At 40.0% G+C, this 15,934-nt stretch carries 16 protein-coding genes and 1 pseudogene; 1 reads left to right on the top strand and 16 read right to left on the bottom strand.

The window, feature by feature from the left end; all coding sequences use genetic code 11:
* Positions 1-12 precede the first annotated feature (12 nt).
* From abc-f to AB3Y88_RS00910, 6 genes are all read right to left on the bottom strand, one after another.
* Complete coding sequence (gene abc-f / locus AB3Y88_RS00885) at positions 13-1,524, bottom strand: ribosomal protection-like ABC-F family protein (protein ID WP_228888103.1); 1,512 nt, start codon at positions 1,522-1,524, stop codon at positions 13-15.
* A gap of 357 nt (positions 1,525-1,881) precedes the next feature.
* A complete protein-coding gene (locus AB3Y88_RS00890; protein WP_228888104.1) occupies positions 1,882-2,181 on the bottom strand; it encodes a hypothetical protein in 300 nt (99 codons plus the stop codon).
* A 255-nt stretch (positions 2,182-2,436) separates the two neighbouring features.
* A complete protein-coding gene (locus AB3Y88_RS00895; protein WP_228888105.1) occupies positions 2,437-2,964 on the bottom strand; it encodes a hypothetical protein in 528 nt (175 codons plus the stop codon).
* 61 nt (positions 2,965-3,025) lie between these two features.
* A complete protein-coding gene (locus AB3Y88_RS00900) occupies positions 3,026-3,508 on the bottom strand; it encodes a glutathione peroxidase (protein WP_056960752.1) in 483 nt (160 codons plus the stop codon).
* Between the two features lie 107 nt (positions 3,509-3,615).
* Positions 3,616-4,086 (bottom strand): N-acetyltransferase, encoded by a 471-nt coding sequence (locus AB3Y88_RS00905; protein WP_156653498.1) that lies wholly within the window; start codon positions 4,084-4,086, stop codon positions 3,616-3,618.
* Positions 4,087-4,111: 25 nt separating this feature from the next.
* Complete coding sequence (locus AB3Y88_RS00910) at positions 4,112-4,798, bottom strand: MgtC/SapB family protein (protein WP_056960751.1); 687 nt, start codon at positions 4,796-4,798, stop codon at positions 4,112-4,114.
* A 266-nt stretch (positions 4,799-5,064) separates the two neighbouring features.
* Between AB3Y88_RS00910 and AB3Y88_RS00915 the strand changes: the two genes are divergently transcribed.
* Positions 5,065-5,304, top strand: coding sequence for a SemiSWEET family transporter (locus AB3Y88_RS00915; protein WP_082610455.1), 240 nt, complete (start codon positions 5,065-5,067; stop codon positions 5,302-5,304).
* A 379-nt stretch (positions 5,305-5,683) separates the two neighbouring features.
* Here AB3Y88_RS00915 and AB3Y88_RS00920 read toward each other — a convergent pair.
* From AB3Y88_RS00920 to AB3Y88_RS00965, 10 genes and pseudogenes are all read right to left on the bottom strand, one after another.
* Positions 5,684-7,450: pseudogene (locus AB3Y88_RS00920) on the bottom strand (oleate hydratase).
* Between the two features lie 331 nt (positions 7,451-7,781).
* Positions 7,782-8,432: a TetR/AcrR family transcriptional regulator gene (locus tag AB3Y88_RS00925; RefSeq protein WP_056960749.1), complete on the bottom strand. Its 651-nt coding sequence runs from the start codon at positions 8,430-8,432 to the stop codon at positions 7,782-7,784.
* Between the two features lie 9 nt (positions 8,433-8,441).
* Entirely contained in the window at positions 8,442-9,581 is a 1,140-nt protein-coding gene (locus AB3Y88_RS00930; protein ID WP_228888107.1) for an ABC transporter permease, read from the bottom strand.
* A complete protein-coding gene (locus AB3Y88_RS00935) occupies positions 9,559-10,299 on the bottom strand; it encodes an ABC transporter ATP-binding protein (protein WP_228888108.1) in 741 nt (246 codons plus the stop codon). The genes AB3Y88_RS00930 and AB3Y88_RS00935 overlap by 23 nt, the downstream gene beginning before the upstream one ends.
* A gap of 225 nt (positions 10,300-10,524) precedes the next feature.
* Entirely contained in the window at positions 10,525-11,175 is a 651-nt protein-coding gene (locus tag AB3Y88_RS00940; RefSeq protein WP_056960746.1) for a TetR/AcrR family transcriptional regulator, read from the bottom strand.
* 290 nt (positions 11,176-11,465) lie between these two features.
* Entirely contained in the window at positions 11,466-12,854 is a 1,389-nt protein-coding gene (locus tag AB3Y88_RS00945; protein ID WP_228888109.1) for an ABC transporter permease, read from the bottom strand.
* Complete coding sequence (locus AB3Y88_RS00950) at positions 12,844-13,767, bottom strand: ABC transporter ATP-binding protein (RefSeq protein ID WP_056960744.1); 924 nt, start codon at positions 13,765-13,767, stop codon at positions 12,844-12,846. Before AB3Y88_RS00950 ends, AB3Y88_RS00945 begins: the two co-directional genes overlap by 11 nt.
* A 419-nt stretch (positions 13,768-14,186) precedes the next feature.
* Entirely contained in the window at positions 14,187-14,615 is a 429-nt protein-coding gene (locus AB3Y88_RS00955; RefSeq protein ID WP_228888110.1) for an iron chaperone, read from the bottom strand.
* 55 nt (positions 14,616-14,670) lie between these two features.
* Positions 14,671-15,102 (bottom strand): nucleoside-diphosphate kinase, encoded by a 432-nt coding sequence (gene ndk / locus AB3Y88_RS00960; protein ID WP_056960742.1) that lies wholly within the window; start codon positions 15,100-15,102, stop codon positions 14,671-14,673.
* 298 nt (positions 15,103-15,400) lie between these two features.
* Entirely contained in the window at positions 15,401-15,871 is a 471-nt protein-coding gene (locus AB3Y88_RS00965; RefSeq protein ID WP_054757118.1) for an RpiB/LacA/LacB family sugar-phosphate isomerase, read from the bottom strand.
* Positions 15,872-15,934 lie beyond the last annotated feature (63 nt).

Raw genomic sequence — 15,934 nt, forward strand, 5'->3', positions numbered from 1 at the left:
CGAAACTTACAGTTAGTTAGTATTGGTCAAGCGGTGCAAGACAACTTTTTGCGCCCCTACATTTTTAATAAAAGTTTCATCATGTTCACTCAGCAGCATAGTAGGTTGCTTTTGCGCAATTAACTGCTCAAGTTGTTCACGATTAAAAACATCGAGATAGTTTAAGGGTTCATCCCACAGAAACAATTCAGCTGGCGTAAGTAAAGACTTGGCTAATTCAACCCGTTTTCTTTGCCCCATACTCATTTTTTCAAGTGGACTCTCAAAGACCTTCCGGTTGATACCTAACTTGTGCAAAGTATTCAACAATTGACCATACTCCAGCTTCCATTTATCTGCAAATTCCACCAGCGTACCTGTGTTGTTCTCAAATTTTTGCTGCAGATAACTAAGTTTTAATTTTTGCGGCCGCATAACTTCTCCAGAACTTGTGCCTGCAAAATCCCCCAGCAAGTAATGCATCAAAGAAGACTTTCCAACCCCATTTACTCCCATTAGAGCTAGACATTGTCCCTGATGCAGCTCAAAATTCAATGGTTGAAACAAAGCTTGATCTGCATAGAAAAGTTGAAACTGCTCAACGCGTAACAAAACTTGATGATGCTGCGGTCTAAAATTTAACGAAAGTGGTTCAACTTTTTCAATATTCTGTAATAAATTTTCCTTTGCAGCTGCCTTTTCTTCCATCCTATGAACGAGCAACTTAGCACGTTTCATTGTTCTGGCAGCTCGTGCCCCAATGAATCCTGTATCCAAAATTGCCCCGCTTCCCTTTTGGATAGGGGAACCATATTTATCCCTTTCACGTCCCTGCGCCCACTCAGCTTTTTGCAGGGCCGTTTGTCTAAGCCGCGTGCTTTCTTTTTTTAATTTAATATTTTCCTGTTGTGCATGTTCATCACATCGTCTTTTTTCTTCCTCGTAAGTCGCAAAATTACCTTGATATAAAACCGGCTGCTGTTTTTCGAGAGCCAAAATGTGATCTGCTATCCCATTCATAAACTCGCGATCATGACTAATCACAATCATGCCCTGCTTTTTTTGCTGCAGATAGTGCATCACCTGTTTACGAGCAGCCAGATCTAAATGATTGGTTGGTTCATCGATCAGTGGATAAGCTAGTTCGTGCGTAAACAGTAATGCCAGCAAGACCTTAGTCTGCTCACCACCAGAAAGACTCGCAAAACTCCGCTCTAAAATTCCAGGGTCGACTGCTAACAAATTCAATTCTCTTTCCAGCTTCCATTCTTCCGCAACTGTAGATTCTTTTAAAATCTGAGTGACTGTTTGCTGTTGCTTCATAATTTTTTGTGGAAAATAATTGAATTTTAACTGCTGTTTTATTTTACCTTGATACGGATACACCCCTTGCAACAACTTTAAAAAAGTCGTTTTACCGCGTCCGTTACGTCCGATTAACCCTAGTTTCCAACTGGCATCTAACGTTAAGGAAACATCCTTAAATAGCGGTTGGAGCTGTTCGTCAAAACCAAAAGTTAAATTTTTAATTTCAATCCTAGTCATTGCATTCATTCCTCCGATATAAGCTGCGCTAGTAACTATTTTGCTGGCGATCGCAATCAGATTTCATGCCTTGACTTACTCAATTTGGGCTTTTTTTTAAATACTTAGATTACAAAAACACATCTGTTTGATTTTTTGTGCACACAAAAAGACCCTGTCATTGAGAAAAACCAATTCTGAAAATCTGCAAACTATCACCCTAAAAGAGCATTAATCATCATTTGCATTTTCAAAGAATGGCTTAATTTCTCAACGTCAGGATCCCTCTTTTCTACTTTATAGTCGTATCTTAGCATACTTCGTCCCAGAAAAACAATTCAATTTGCATCCAATTCGGACTGTATCTTCAAAACCCGCTTACAAAGCAAAAGATGCCCGTTCATCAAGCCAGTCGTACTGCAGAAATTGTTTCAGCTTTTTGTTAACTGGAATCCAAAGCCCATTTTTGAGTAGATCCAGCATCGTCTCAGCAAAAATACGATCTTTTTTAGCTGCCTGGGGTTCCTTAATTAATAAAATGTGGTCAGTTTCAGTTTTACAAATCACTTGTCCTTTTTTAAAACCGATTATTTTAACAGAGACAATTTCAGTTAGTTTTTCTGCTGCAATCTTTTTTTCAGTATTATTATCTGGGTGTATTTCACTCTTTTTTTTCATATTTTCGATCTTCTTTCATCAAAAGCTTATTCTCATTTTCCTGCAACAAGCATTGCACTGCAATCACTTTTACTATTGCTTATGATAAAAGAAAGATTTGAATTTCCTTTGAATAAAAACTAAGGTGTTTACTAAGAAAAATGCAAATTTTAACTATTTCTCAACTAACAATTGGCACAAGCTTCATAAGCTTAACAGTGCTCACCTTGCTATTACAGGGCTGCAGGTAACACTTCCATGTATTTCAGAAAGCGATTACATTAAAAACCGTAAAAAACCCAACCAGGCAAATCCTAGTAATAAGATCCCATTGGCTGCTCCAATAACTGCACTTAATGCTACCTGGAAATGAGTTGCCATGGGATACGCAAAAATCAATACCAGCAGCATCAACCCGGCCAGGCCAAAAAGTGCACTGTCATCAAAAACAAATTTAAGCCCAATAAAATGTACCGCCACCACTAGGGAAACCCACTCCACAACTTGATCTGCTTTATGCAAATAAAATAATCCTAACGCGCCTACCAGCGCCAAGCTTAACTCTGCCACAAAGAACACCAAGTACCACTGAAAATTACGATTACTGTTAAGTGCTGAAGCTGCGTGCCAGTGCTGATAACTCAAGTAACCGCCAACTATTCCGGTTATTAAACCCAATACAGCGCCACTTCCAAGCCAGGCTCTCCAAGCTGCTGGCGGAGCTTCTTGCGCCCAGCCAAACCAAACGAAACTAAACCATCCAAAAACAGCAGCGTACATTAAATGATCACGTAAATTATCCATGGTCACACCACCTTTGTGAGACTGGTTCCCAGCAAAAAGTGTACATTTTAAAAGAATTACATTAAAGAGATTTTGCCAGCAACTGTTCAATTGCAGGAATCATTTTCTGCGGAGTTGTTGTGGGAGCAAAACGTTCAAGTACATGTCCATTAGCGTCAACTAAAAATTTGGTGAAATTCCATTTGATTGCCCGCGTCAACTTGCCAGTTTGGTGACTTGTAAGGTAATCAAAAAGAGGTAATGCATTCTTACCGTTTACATCATGAATCTGATGCATTGGAAAGGTTACCCCATAAGTTGTGCGGCACTGTTGCGCAGCCGCTTGACTGTCACTGAGTTCTTGATGGAATTGATTAGATGGAAAACCTAGCACGACCAACCCTTGCGCACGATAACGTTCATAAATTCGTTCCAATTCCTTGAATTGGGGAGCTAGTCCGCACTTTGTCGCAGTATTGACAATTAACATTGGATGATTTTCATATTTTCTTAAAGAATAGGTTTCCCCATTTTCAAGGGTAACGTCATAATCATAAACAGACATGTGAATCTCCTCTTTTCTGGTTACTTTTGTACACTTTAAATATATCATCACAACAGCGCCTGTCCAACAAACCTGCTTTTATCGCTTTGCTGGACCTCCCATTAAAATTAAGCAAGATACTTGCGTAACCGTAACATGTCACGTAGTCTGAGTTTGTTTTCGATAATCGGTTCCTGATAATTTCTAGTAAAGAAATCAGGATCAACTCCAACAACCCGGAATCCACATTTTTGATACAAAGCTAATTGTTGAAAACTGGTGGTCCCTGTACCAATTTCAACAACTTGGTATCCCTTATGCTGTGCCCATTGCAAGGCAGCTTTTACTAGGTGAGTTCCAACTCCTTGCCCTTGAAAGCGAGCAGCCACGGCGATATTAACCAGCTCTACAGTCTCGGGCCGAGTTGCTAAAAGAATAAAAACGCCTATCAATTCGTGTCCGCGACGTGCTTCGAAACAAGTACTGCGTTCAAGATAGGCAGCGACAATCTTTTTTGAAGGATCAGCGGTTAATAAAAGTTGATAATGTGCTGGGGTAGGCCGCTTAAAAATTCTGATTTCCAGCTCTCTGATTTCCATATAAGTCGCTCTTTTCTTAGTATTATTATTCAATTTCCATGTGAAGCATTTGCGGATCCTGTGCAAGATAATCAAGCAAGTCATTTAACTCCTGTTTACTGTAGACTGCCACATGCAACCGAACTTTAAAATAATTCTCCTCATAATAAAGGGTGTCAAAATTTACATCCGCATAACCTTGCTGCAACAGGCGTGACTGTAGTTGCGAAATTGCAGTTAATTTTCCACGGTAACTAATAAAAAGATTGCGTCCGGTTTTACCGTGAATCTTATGCTGATCCAGATGCGAAATAATAACTTGTGTCAATAAAACACAACTCGTGGCAACTGCTCCTACTAGATACATCCCCGCTCCAATAGTCAATCCAACGCCCGCTGCCACCCACAAACCAGTTGCAGTTGTCAATCCGTCAATAATCTTGTGTTTCGTGAGAATTGCACCAGCCCCGATAAAACCAATTCCACTAACAACTTGTGCCGCAATTCTGGAGGGATCTAGCGAAACCCCCGCAATTTGAGTGACGTCAAAAAATGCATACTTTGAAACAAGCATAAATAAAGCCGAACCTATTGTAACTAACATATGTGTTCTGACACCTGCGGACTTTAGCTTGCTTCTACGTTCATAGCCAATCATTCCGCCGCAAAGGCCTGCAAAGATCAATCTCAGGCACAATTCGATCTGCTGGTTGCCAAGCAATTCAGCACTCACATTAGACACCTCCTCGCTGTTCTTTATTTTAAATTATACCGAAAAATTAAAATATTACGAACGCAGCAGCTCTTCTTCAGCCAGGGACATCTTTGTTTTGGTGATAAACACTCAGTCGAATACAACTTTTCAGAATATGTTACAATTAAAGATGGTTATTTTCACAGCTAATTTTCAAAACGGAGGTTTTATTTATTAGAGTCGATAACGAAATTCCTAAACAAAAAGTAGCAGTCTCGGAAAAAAGGATTAAGCGCTTGAAGATCATGAGCAAGTTTGCAATTCTAACTTGCTCCCTAATGTATATTTCCTACATTCCTCAGATTATCCAAAATTTTTCAGGCTCCCCTGTTTCTCCCATTCAACCTGCTGTTGCAACTTTGAATGCTACACTATGGGTCTGCTACGGCTGGTTTAAGACTTATAAAGATTGGCCAGTTATTATTTCAAATCTACCCGGCATCATTTTTGGATTTGTTACGCTTATCACAATTTATCTTCATTAAAAATAAAAGTTGATCATCTCACTAAATAAAAGGGCTGTGACAAAATTTAACTTTTGTCACGGTCCCTCTTTTATTCCGGATAAACGTGTTCCATAAGTCAAAATTCTCCGTCTAACTTCGAATTACTCATAGCAAAGTACTCATAGCAAAGTACTCACGATGTTCGTAATTTCGAGTTAGCACTCAAATTTTCTCGACTTATGTCACACTCTCTTTAGATCTTTTGTTTCCAAACAGCTAGTGCAAAAACGTGCACCAAAAGGGATCAGCCACTCTTTTGGCTTTTTGTTTTAAAAAATAGAACTTGTTTAAAATTTTAACTACGCGAAGCTGTGGTCAGATTCGAACATCCCAACTTACGCTGATACCCTTTATTATTCTAAAGCAAATGTGCTTGGCGCAGTAACTCCTCAAAGTAAGTGTCCTGATACTTCTTAAGACCAAGATTTAACAACAACTTTGGGATAGGCAGCTTTAACTCTGATAGTTTCTTACGATCATTTAAATAATAAACTGCTTTTAGCAATTCACGGATATCATAACTGGAAGCAAACACTTCCGGAACTCCCCGATCGACGTTAAGCAGTGTATAAACGGCCTCCATGGCAGTCCGCACAGAATACTCGGTTGTGAAAACTGTATCGCGCTGTGTTTCCGCAAAATTACCGATAAATGCTAAATTAACTGAGTCTTGTGGGACTACTTGCGGTCTGTCACCTGGTTGACGCACCATAAAATACGCTGTAATAAATGGCATATAGGTGGGAACCACATTACAAGCTTCGCGGGCATACCGCGCAAGCTTGGTTTCAGGAACACCTAAATGATATAGTAATTCCTGTGCAATTTCCTCGCCTGAACAATCCACAATTTTTTTATGCACATAATTGCCGAGGGTATCTGAATAAAGACCATAGATCCAAACGGTGGTCTGTTCAGGTGCTTGTTTCTTAAAATGGGGCTGACGGTGAACTGCAAAACTTAACAGCCAGTTGGAATCTTTGATCGTTACAATCCCACCAGTAACAATTTTTCCAGTATGAATTTCCCGATGTGTTAATCTTTCAATATAAGGTTCTATCTCAGCATTCTTTAGAGTCATAGTTGCAGAAATAAACCAACTTTTTGGCGGTAAATTTTTGCAAAAAACTGCTGGCTTTCCGAATGCTGTTGATTGTGCTGCAAGGTTTTGCCATAACTTCCAACTACCGCCTAATTCATGCGTCGGCGGTGCCGGTGTCTGATGATCACCATGGGTTGTACTCTCAGTAATTGAGCCGTTTGTAACAAAGACCAAATCATTTTCCGACAGTGGAACTTCTTGCTGACTGCCAGCGTGCTGCAGTTGCAGTTTCTTTGCAATCTTTTTGTGTTCTTCAAATTCAACAAGAATATTAGTGACTGTGGTCTCATATTGAAAATCGACTCCCTTTTTTTGCAAATAAGTAACTAAGGGCAAAACCAGTGATTCATATTGGTTGTAACGCGTGAATTTCAACGCAGTAAAATCAGGCAGACCTTTAATATGATGAATAAACCGCAGCACGTAACGCCGCATTTCAACCACAGAATGCCATTTTTCAAAGGCAAACATTGTACACCAATAGTACCAGAAATTAGATTCAAAAAATTCAGACGAGAAAAACTCTTCAATTGTCTGCGTTCCTAGCTGTTCTTCGGGAACCAGAACTAGTTTGATTAATTCATTTGCCGCTTTTCCGAGTGTAAAATCTCCGTCATCTGGGATCTGTTGACCACGATTATAAATCATCCTGCAATTGGAAGAGTTAGGATCTTCCTTATTCAGCCAATAAAATTCATCCAGCACTGAAGCCCCGGGTTCTTCTAACGAGGGAATCGAACGATATAAATCCCAAAGACATTCGAAATGGTTTTCCATCTCTCTTCCCCCACGAATAATAAAGCCGACCTGTGAATCAAGGGCTCCATCGAGCGACCCGCCTGCCACAGGCAATTCTTCTAAGATATGGATTTTTTGGCCATCCATCTGACCGTCACGTATTAAGAAAGCAGCTGCTGCTAAAGATGCTAGCCCAGCTCCTACAAGATAAGCACTTTTTTGCTCAACATTCTTGGGTTTTTACGGATGTGCGAATGCTTCATAATTTCCACTTGAGTAATACATACCATTAACCCCTTTCAAAACGACAAACGCTGTCAACAGCAAATGCAAACAGACAAAGCCAGTAGTACAATTCACAGCTTAAGTTGCAAGTTTTTCAATGTCTGCCACACTTCTTTTTCAGCGTACCAGCTTCAGTAGCAAAAGTTAACTAAAGCGCGCGGGGTATTAGGCGATAAATTCTGAATGCTAACTTAAAATAACAAACATTATTCAGCTTCAACTATAAGTAATTCGAAGTTAACTCCCATACTTTGATTGCTAGACAACGTTTATCCGCAATCGCAGAAATCCACTTAAATATTGCTTTTTTATCAATTATCTTAGGCTCACTTTATTTTGTTGCTGGACTCAATCCGCCTAGCAAGAACTCAACGGCTTCTTGACTGGCTTCTTCCACATCTAGTGGCAGTTCCAATAGAAGATATGGGACCAAATAACTGAACACAACACTGATTACATACCGGAAGATTCTGACTGCTGGCCACGCAACCAACTGGCCCTGCTTTTGATAATATTCCAACACCTGCCCCATCTGTTTAATCAGCTTTGGCTTAATTTCGGCTTCTAGTGCTTGGACTAATTCGGTATTATGCAGTAACTCTTGAGCAAAAATCTTTAATTGCAGTTTATTTTCTTTTGCAAACTGCATTCTGTTTTGTACAACATGCCTTAGAAATTCTTCAAGTGAAGGATAGCTGGTGCTTGAAATCATCGTTACAAACTCACTTGCGGCTGTGGGAATCACAGATTGTGCAAAAGGTTTTAAGATGGCTGCTAATATGCCCTCCTTGGTTTTAAATTGTTTATAGACTGTTCCTTCAGAGACGCCTGCTTTTTTAGCAATATCACTGGTACTGGTACGATCAAATCCCTGTTCTGAAAATAGAACAAGACTTGCTTTTAAAACTTCTTTTTGCTTCGCTGATAACGCCGTATCTGCCAAAGCGTGCGTAAAAAGTACATTAACGCTATTAATTGCCATTTTTTCCTCCTATATTTGACGGTATTTGCGAAGTGCCAGCTGGTTTAAAACTAGAAAGATTACTACAAAGATCAAAAGAATTCCCAGGTTAGGAGCAATTTGTGCAAAACTGACACCCTTTTCAACCACATTCGCCAAAGATTGCCCTCCGTAATATAACGGCATCAAATGGGCAAACATTCTCAATGGCGCTGACATCTGCGCAACCGGAATGATTCCTGAAAAGAAAATCTGTGGAATCACGATTAATGGAATAAATTGTACCATTTGAAACTCCGATGAAGCAAAGCTTGAAACGAATAACCCCAGAGCTAGCGCAACAAACGCCAGCAAAATATTTACCAGCAAAACATTCCACAGACTGCCCAGAATTTGTACTTTGAAAACAAAGATACTAAATAATACAATGACAACTGTCTGGCACAGTGCAAAAATCCCAAAGCCTAGTAAGTACCCGCCGATCAACTCACTGCGTCTAATCGGCGTAGCTAACAAACGTTCTAATGTGCCGCTGGTGCGTTCACGCAACAGTGAAATTCCGGAAATCAAAAAGACAAAGAAGAAGACAACAAAACCTATCATGATCGGTAAAAGTGTCTCAAAAAAAGTTGAAGAGCTGCTGCCATAAAGATAATTCGCTTTAAGTTGATATTGAGCACTCTTTGTTTGGTTACTGGAACTTGTCTGCGACTGTGGGTGGTTTGCATTGAGCTGTTGCTGCAAACGTTGTATCATTATTGCTTGTTTTTTTAGCTGCTTCTTAGTTTCTGCTGCACGCAATTTGATTTGAGCTGATTGGAAACTTTGCTTAATGCGCGCCGTCTTACTTTGGTCACTGTTTTGGAGCGTTAACGTTAATTTGTTTCCATTTTGCGTCAAAAATCCAGCATAATTATACTTTTTTATTAATGTTTGTGCGTCTTTGTCAGCAGTTACTTTATGGATTTTTAAATGTTTGCCCTTAAGTTCCTGGACAAGCGCATCATCAACATTTCTAACTGCTAGTGATGTGGTTTGTTGTTTGTTAGACTGAAACAGGAAATAAAACAACGATAAAATTACAAGCGGTGCTAGAAACATTAAGGCGAGTGTCCGTCTATCCCGTAGCATTTCAGTGATAACTCTTTTAGCCATTGCTATTATGCGCATCTTGCATCCTCCCTGCCTTTAAAAAAACTTCCTCAATTGTCTTGACCCGATATTCTGCAACGAGCCCTGCTGGACTGCCCTGGGCAATTGCTTCTCCTTGACGAATCAACAAGAGTTGGTCAGCTTGGAGTGCATCATCCATCACATGGGTTGTTAATAAAATCGTCTTTCCTTCAGCGGCAAGATGATGTAATTCTTTCCAAATTTGCTGGCGCAGCTCTGGATCGATGCCAACTGTAGGTTCGTCTAAAATCAAGATCCGTGGATCCGCAATTAGGGCAAGTGCTAATGATAATCGCCGCTTCATTCCTCCTGAAAAATACTGAACCACCCTATCTAAATGGGAGTTAAGCTTTACAACCCCAGCAGCATAGGTGATCCGCGCACCTAACCTCGCCTTGGGAACTCCTTGCATCGCGCCGAAGAAAGTCAGATTTTCTCGCGCTGTTAAGGTTCCGTAAAGAGCATCTGTTTGTGCCATAAATCCAATTTCAGATAACATCTGGCGATTAGGCATTTGATTGCCTAACACAGTCACAGTCCCTTTCTGCGGCTTAAGCATCCCCATAATTGAGCTAATCAAAGTTGTTTTCCCCGAACCGCTAGGCCCCAACAAAGCTAAGATTTCACCAGCTTTGATCTTTAAATTGATTTGCTTCAATACCACAGTTTTGCCATAACCCTGTCTTAAATTTAAAACTTCAATAACTTTAGTCATAAGTTCCTCCTTTTTATAATAAGTGAGCACTCACTTATTATTATAAGAAAGAATTGCTATTTTGCAAGTCATCCACTTAATTAGGTTTAATGATCGTTAATTTAAATATATTTATAACATAAAAGCACCTCTCAAACTTGGTCTGCGTGCCCAAGTCTTGTGAGGTGCTTCAGCGATGCTGCACTTGTTTTTTTCTAGTTTACTCGTTAAGTTAAAGCTTGCAAATTAATGTGAGTCAGCCATAAATCCTCGCTGCAAGATTTCCATATACATCCGGGCATGCGTAATCACTGGTTCTAGGTCCGCAATTTGTGCCGTTGGATGTTCCTTAATAAAGTCTCTTGCCTCTTGTGTTATGACTTCTTCAAGTGCAGTGATTGCTTTTTCAACTACCGGAAGCGGAAGATCCGCGCGCACAGGAAGTTTTTTGAGTACTGGTTCGATCACTTGATCCAAAGCTACTTTTGTATTCTTGGCATATAGTTGTGCAATTTCTGTACGTAGTTTTGCTGGTAACGAACTGCTGAGTGCATAAGCATTCAGTAAAAGCCGAAAATCTTCCGGATATTTTAATTGCAATTGAATCTTGTATTTAGTCGCCCTAACAACCATTTCAACAAGATCCTTGGAATCAGTCCAGACGGAATAATCTGCTGCCTGGCTGACACGTGAAATTGAAGAACGCAATGTTTCCAAATAAAGATTGGCTTTATTTTTGTAATAGTGAAAAAGCGTCCCTTTTGAAACATTTGCCGCTTGCGCAATTTCATCAGTTTTGGTCTCCCGGTAACCTGAACGCGCAAAAATCCGAAGTGCGCTTTCCATAATTCTCTTAATTTTTTCAGGATCTTTAGAACTTCTGCGTGGAGCTGCCATTTAAACCATCCTTTTTTGCTTTTCTAAATATCAAGTATACTCTGATTGGTTAACCGTGAACATTAATTTTCTACTAGATCTCTGCTTGCATATAATAAATAACTCAGCAGCCACAAACCAAGTGCTAAGCACAAAAACAGGAGAACATTTCCCCAATGAATGGCTTCTAATGGCACTCGATTTACCCATCCATATGGTGTTACTCTTTTTGCCCACTGAGGTAAATTCAACAAATTTCCAAAATACATTGAAAAAAGTCCGTAGATCGGCAGAATCCAAACAATTTTTTGCTAGCGTGGTAAAAGAGCAACACATAAGGTTGTAATGCCTGAGATGACAAGCAAAATCGGTAAATAACCTGCAAAAGCTCTGAAAAAACGCCCTAGCGACACGACATCATTAGTATTAACACCCGCGAGTCCCATCCCCAACAACGCTAAGAAAAGACATGCTGCTTGGTAAAAAAGTGCTACTATGACATAACTGAAAAAGAGTTTAAAGCGTGAGACACTTCTTGCATGCACCTGCTCTAGCCATCCACGTTGCTCGTCATTATTGATCTTTAGCAGTGTAATTTGAGCTGGAATGGTTGCGATTACTGCAAAGATGACCGACAAGGTAGCAGCAAAATTCAAGATTAAATTTCGATTACCGGCCTCAACTGCAGCCGTCCCCATTAATTTAGCAATCGCTGGATTGGTCTTGATTAAATTGCCGATATTTCCGAAGATTGAACCATAACTAATTCCTAAAACAAATGAACTGCACAACCAAATCACCAAACTAGTCCGCTCCAAACGCAACACGAGACTGAAGGGATTTGCTAAAAAGAACGAAGCAGTTTTTCGCCCGGGTCTTGAGGGCAGCAATCCACTTGTTACATCTCGGTGTGTATTCATGATCAAAGCAACTGCTCCAAAAACGATTGTTAAAAACAGCATATAACCGACTGGCAACCAATCATTACTACTATAAACTGCTAGTTTTTCAATCAATCCAAAAACTGTAAACCACGTGTAGTCTGGATTCTTAACGTCTGTTAACATCCGGGCAATGAAAAATAAACCTAACACCAAATAACTCAGGCTCGTTGCCCCGCGTGCGTTACTTGCAAGCTGCGCCATGAGCAATGCTAACGTACCAAACAGCATTCCAAAGACTGCTAAAGCAAGCCCAAAAAGCCAGCTTCCTAAGCTATTAGCACCTGTCATCTGCGCAAATTCAAGTGAACCGGCCGCCAAAATACCCACAATTAAGTTAATTAGTATCAATTCAAGGACTGTTGCTGTTAAAGGACTCAACTGACCAACGGCATGTGCCCGAATTAGTTCCAATGTCCCATTATCTTCCTCAGCGCGCGTATTTTTCACTGCAAAATAAATGTTCATTATGGCAAAAAACAGACCCATGAAAACCACCATTTCACTTGCATATATAATGGCAGCAGTATATGGCTCTTTGGCTGTAAAAGGGCCAAATAATGCGACCATTGCAGGTGTTTTAAGCGTTGTTGCGATTGCTGTGATTGCCTTGTGCGTCCCATAAAGATTATCAAACTTAGCTGCTGCGCCTCCCATCAATCCAACGATTGCAATCAACCAACCAACAATTAGCAGCCAATCTCGCCGCAAATAAAAAAGTAAAAGATACCCCGTTTGTTTGAACCTGCTATTCTCCATGACGGTCTTCCTCCTTTTTTTGATAATAGCGTAAAAACAAATCCTCTAAAGTCGGTGGTGTGCTTTGAAGTGTCTTGATTTCATAAGTGGCTAATTGCGCCATCACTGACCCAATTTGTTCCGAATCGACTGCAAAGGTTGCCCGATTTTCATTTTGCGCGGATAACTCTTGTTTGAAATGATGGACCCCTGGCAATTGAGCAACCTGTCCAAGTGGTAATTTTGTCACAACTGTAATCATAGTCCGTGTCAGATGACGCATCTCAGCCAATGTACCTGTTTCGATAATTTGCCCGTCCCGAATAATCCCAATTCGATCGCACATTTTTTCAACCTCGGAAAGAATATGACTTGATAATAAAATACTTTTCCCTTGCTGCTTAAGTTGCAAAACATTTCGTTGGAAAACTTCCTCCATCAGCGGATCCAGTCCACTGGTCGGTTCATCAAAAATGTAAAAAGCTGCATCTGTCGAAAATGCTGCTATTAATGCAACTTTTTGCCGATTGCCTTTGGAGTAGGTCCGGGCTTTTTTAGTAGGATCTAACTCAAATTGTTTGATCAGTTCATCGGTTTTAACCGTGTGCTTTTGTTGATTTAGTTTTAAAAACAAATCAATAATTTCACCACCGCTTAAGTTAGGCCAAAGATAAACATCCCCCGGGACATAAGCAAGTTTTTTATGAACACCAACGGCTTCTCGCCACACATCTTGCCCAAATATTTTGGCTTGACCGCCTGAAGCACGTAAAATACCTAAAAGAATTCTAATCGTGGTCGATTTCCCCGCACCATTAGGTCCAATAAACCCAAATACCTCTCCTTTTTTAATCTCAAATGTAATCTTTTTCAGTGCTTTGAATTTCCCAAAATTTTTCTGCAACTTTGAAACTTCGAGTACATTTTCTTCCATTGTTAATCTCCCCTTTTAGAATTCTCAGCTAACTAGCGCTTTAAAAGTGCGACTTATGCTTGGTTGCTGCTACAAGTAGAGTATATTCCCCGTTGACTTATTAGTCAATGACTGGCTAGTCAATATAAAAAATAAAAAAAACTTAAGCCAAGTTGCTGTTTTGGCTTAAGCTTTTAGTCTTGTTGCAAGCTTCGAATTAAAGAATTCCGATCTTTAGTTCGCTCACCTTAAATGTTAGCGCACGGACCAAACTGGTTTTGGCTTAACTTGTAGCCGCACGATAACGTTAGATAGACCTTATTTAATATTCTTTAACTTCCAAGTAAAAAAGTTTAAAAAGAGGTTGAAATCAGTCTGGCTGCAACTACTAATTCATTTAGATTACTAGTTTAATTAGTCTAATCGGTGTATTTTAGGCACTACGCTTTTTCCGTAACTGCCTTGCGAATTAACACTGCCACCTGCCGTGCAATATCTGCATCCCAAGAACACAGGGCATATGCTGTAGGCCACATTTTCCCCGTATCAAGTAACGCACTATCATTAAAGCCTAGCGTGCTGTAACGCGCTTTAAATTTGGTTGCTGGTTGAAAAAAGAGGACAACTTTTCCTTCCTGATTAGCATAGGCCGGCATACCATACCATGTTTTAGGCTGCAACTGGGGTGCATTTTGCTGTACAAGCTCATGTAACTGAGCAGCCAAATATGCCTCATCTTCTGGCATCGCAGCAATCTTTTCCAGCAGGTCCGCCAACGGATTCTTTTTCTGACTTGCATCACGACGCAATTCCTGTGCACGTTCCTTCATCGCCTGTTTTTCAAATTCTGAGAACCCTTGCTTTGACATTGCAACGCACCTTCTTCATCTTTTTAAACTGATTTTACCTGATTTTACCTGATTTTTATTTTTCTGTCAGTTCTGGAAACCAAATCTTTATTTCTTGAGCTGCGCTTTGAGCTTCATCTGAACTGTGGACCACATTTCTTAGATTACCGTCAGCCCACTCGCATCCAAAATCTGCACGAATTGTGCCTGGAGCAGCCGCCAGCGGTTCTGTTGCACCTGCCATTCGGTGAAAAGCCGCAATTATATTAATTCCTTCGGCAACTACTGCTACGAGGGGGCCTTCCATCATGTAAGCACAGATATCTTTGAAATATGGTTTATCAACCTTTTGGGCGTAGTGTGCGCGTAATTTTTCTTGCGTTGCGGTGGTCACTTTTAAGGCGATAATCTGGTAACCCTTGCGTTCAATGCGTGTCAAAATTTCACCGATGTGCCTTTGTGCAACTCCATCAGGTTTGATTAAAATTAACGTTCTCTCCTTCTCCATTTTTACGCCTCCGACTTTTCTGCAAAACTTATAATTCTTAGCAAAAATTGCTGTTTCTGAAAATTCTCAAACTAACCAAAAAGTTCCCTGACTTTAACGCCATTCAGCAAAAGATTATTTTCACCACCGCCATTAACTACAAGTATAGGGCGAATTCATGAAAATTACACTTAAGACTCCGACAAAAAGAAAGAGAACTATTGGAAATCATTTTTAGTATCTGAATTTAAGATAGTGTGCAAACCTCAACTATCATTTTAACGTTGCGCTAATTTTTGAATCAAAATTTAAGCCAGATCTAAGCAAGTTCATCCAATTTTTTAAGATGTTTTGCCGTAATTTGTTTAACCTTTTCAACTCGCCGAATATATTTTTCTTGTGCCAAAAAATCAGTTGTCATCCAAACCCTGACAATCTCTAAAGCAATCGCGGGTCCGATAATTTTACCACCTAAACACAAAACATTACTGTCATTATGCTGCCGTGCTAGTTTAGCACAAAAAGGATCTTGGCAGACCACCGCGTCAATCCCATAAATCCGATTGGCGATCATTGCACTCCCATAGCCAACACCGTCGATAAAGATTCCACGGGTGTCTTTATTTTGTGCAACTTTTAAAGCTGCCGGATAAACATAATCGGACAAATCAACAGAATCGCTCGTAAAAGGGCCTAAATCGTCAACTTCATGCCCCATTGAGGTTAATAATGCACTTACCTCTTTTTTTAAAGCTACACCTGCATGATCGCTTGCTAACACAATTTTCACTGAAATCGCTCCTCTTGTCGTAATAAAAAATATGTTTATATTGCAATAACACGTTTTAATTAT

It is taken from the genome of Liquorilactobacillus satsumensis, from assembly GCF_964065465.1.
GTDB classification, from domain to species: domain Bacteria; phylum Bacillota; class Bacilli; order Lactobacillales; family Lactobacillaceae; genus Liquorilactobacillus; species Liquorilactobacillus satsumensis.

Excerpts from the sequence above, each read along its gene's own strand:
- abc-f (WP_228888103.1), bottom strand. The coding sequence starts at position 1,524 with ATGACTAGGATTGAAATTAAAAATTTAACTTTTGGTTTTGACGAACAG.
- AB3Y88_RS00890 (WP_228888104.1), bottom strand. The coding sequence starts at position 2,181 with ATGAAAAAAAAGAGTGAAATACACCCAGATAATAATACTGAAAAAAAG.
- AB3Y88_RS00895 (WP_228888105.1), bottom strand. The coding sequence starts at position 2,964 with ATGGATAATTTACGTGATCATTTAATGTACGCTGCTGTTTTTGGATGG.
- AB3Y88_RS00900 (WP_056960752.1), bottom strand. The coding sequence starts at position 3,508 with ATGTCTGTTTATGATTATGACGTTACCCTTGAAAATGGGGAAACCTAT.
- AB3Y88_RS00905 (WP_156653498.1), bottom strand. The coding sequence starts at position 4,086 with ATGGAAATCAGAGAGCTGGAAATCAGAATTTTTAAGCGGCCTACCCCA.
- AB3Y88_RS00915 (WP_082610455.1), top strand. The coding sequence starts at position 5,065 with ATGAGCAAGTTTGCAATTCTAACTTGCTCCCTAATGTATATTTCCTAC.
- AB3Y88_RS00925 (WP_056960749.1), bottom strand. The coding sequence starts at position 8,432 with ATGGCAATTAATAGCGTTAATGTACTTTTTACGCACGCTTTGGCAGAT.
- AB3Y88_RS00930 (WP_228888107.1), bottom strand. The coding sequence starts at position 9,581 with ATGCGCATAATAGCAATGGCTAAAAGAGTTATCACTGAAATGCTACGG.
- AB3Y88_RS00935 (WP_228888108.1), bottom strand. The coding sequence starts at position 10,299 with ATGACTAAAGTTATTGAAGTTTTAAATTTAAGACAGGGTTATGGCAAA.
- AB3Y88_RS00940 (WP_056960746.1), bottom strand. The coding sequence starts at position 11,175 with ATGGCAGCTCCACGCAGAAGTTCTAAAGATCCTGAAAAAATTAAGAGA.
- AB3Y88_RS00945 (WP_228888109.1), bottom strand. The coding sequence starts at position 12,854 with ATGGAGAATAGCAGGTTCAAACAAACGGGGTATCTTTTACTTTTTTAT.
- AB3Y88_RS00950 (WP_056960744.1), bottom strand. The coding sequence starts at position 13,767 with ATGGAAGAAAATGTACTCGAAGTTTCAAAGTTGCAGAAAAATTTTGGG.
- AB3Y88_RS00955 (WP_228888110.1), bottom strand. The coding sequence starts at position 14,615 with ATGTCAAAGCAAGGGTTCTCAGAATTTGAAAAACAGGCGATGAAGGAA.
- ndk (WP_056960742.1), bottom strand. The coding sequence starts at position 15,102 with ATGGAGAAGGAGAGAACGTTAATTTTAATCAAACCTGATGGAGTTGCA.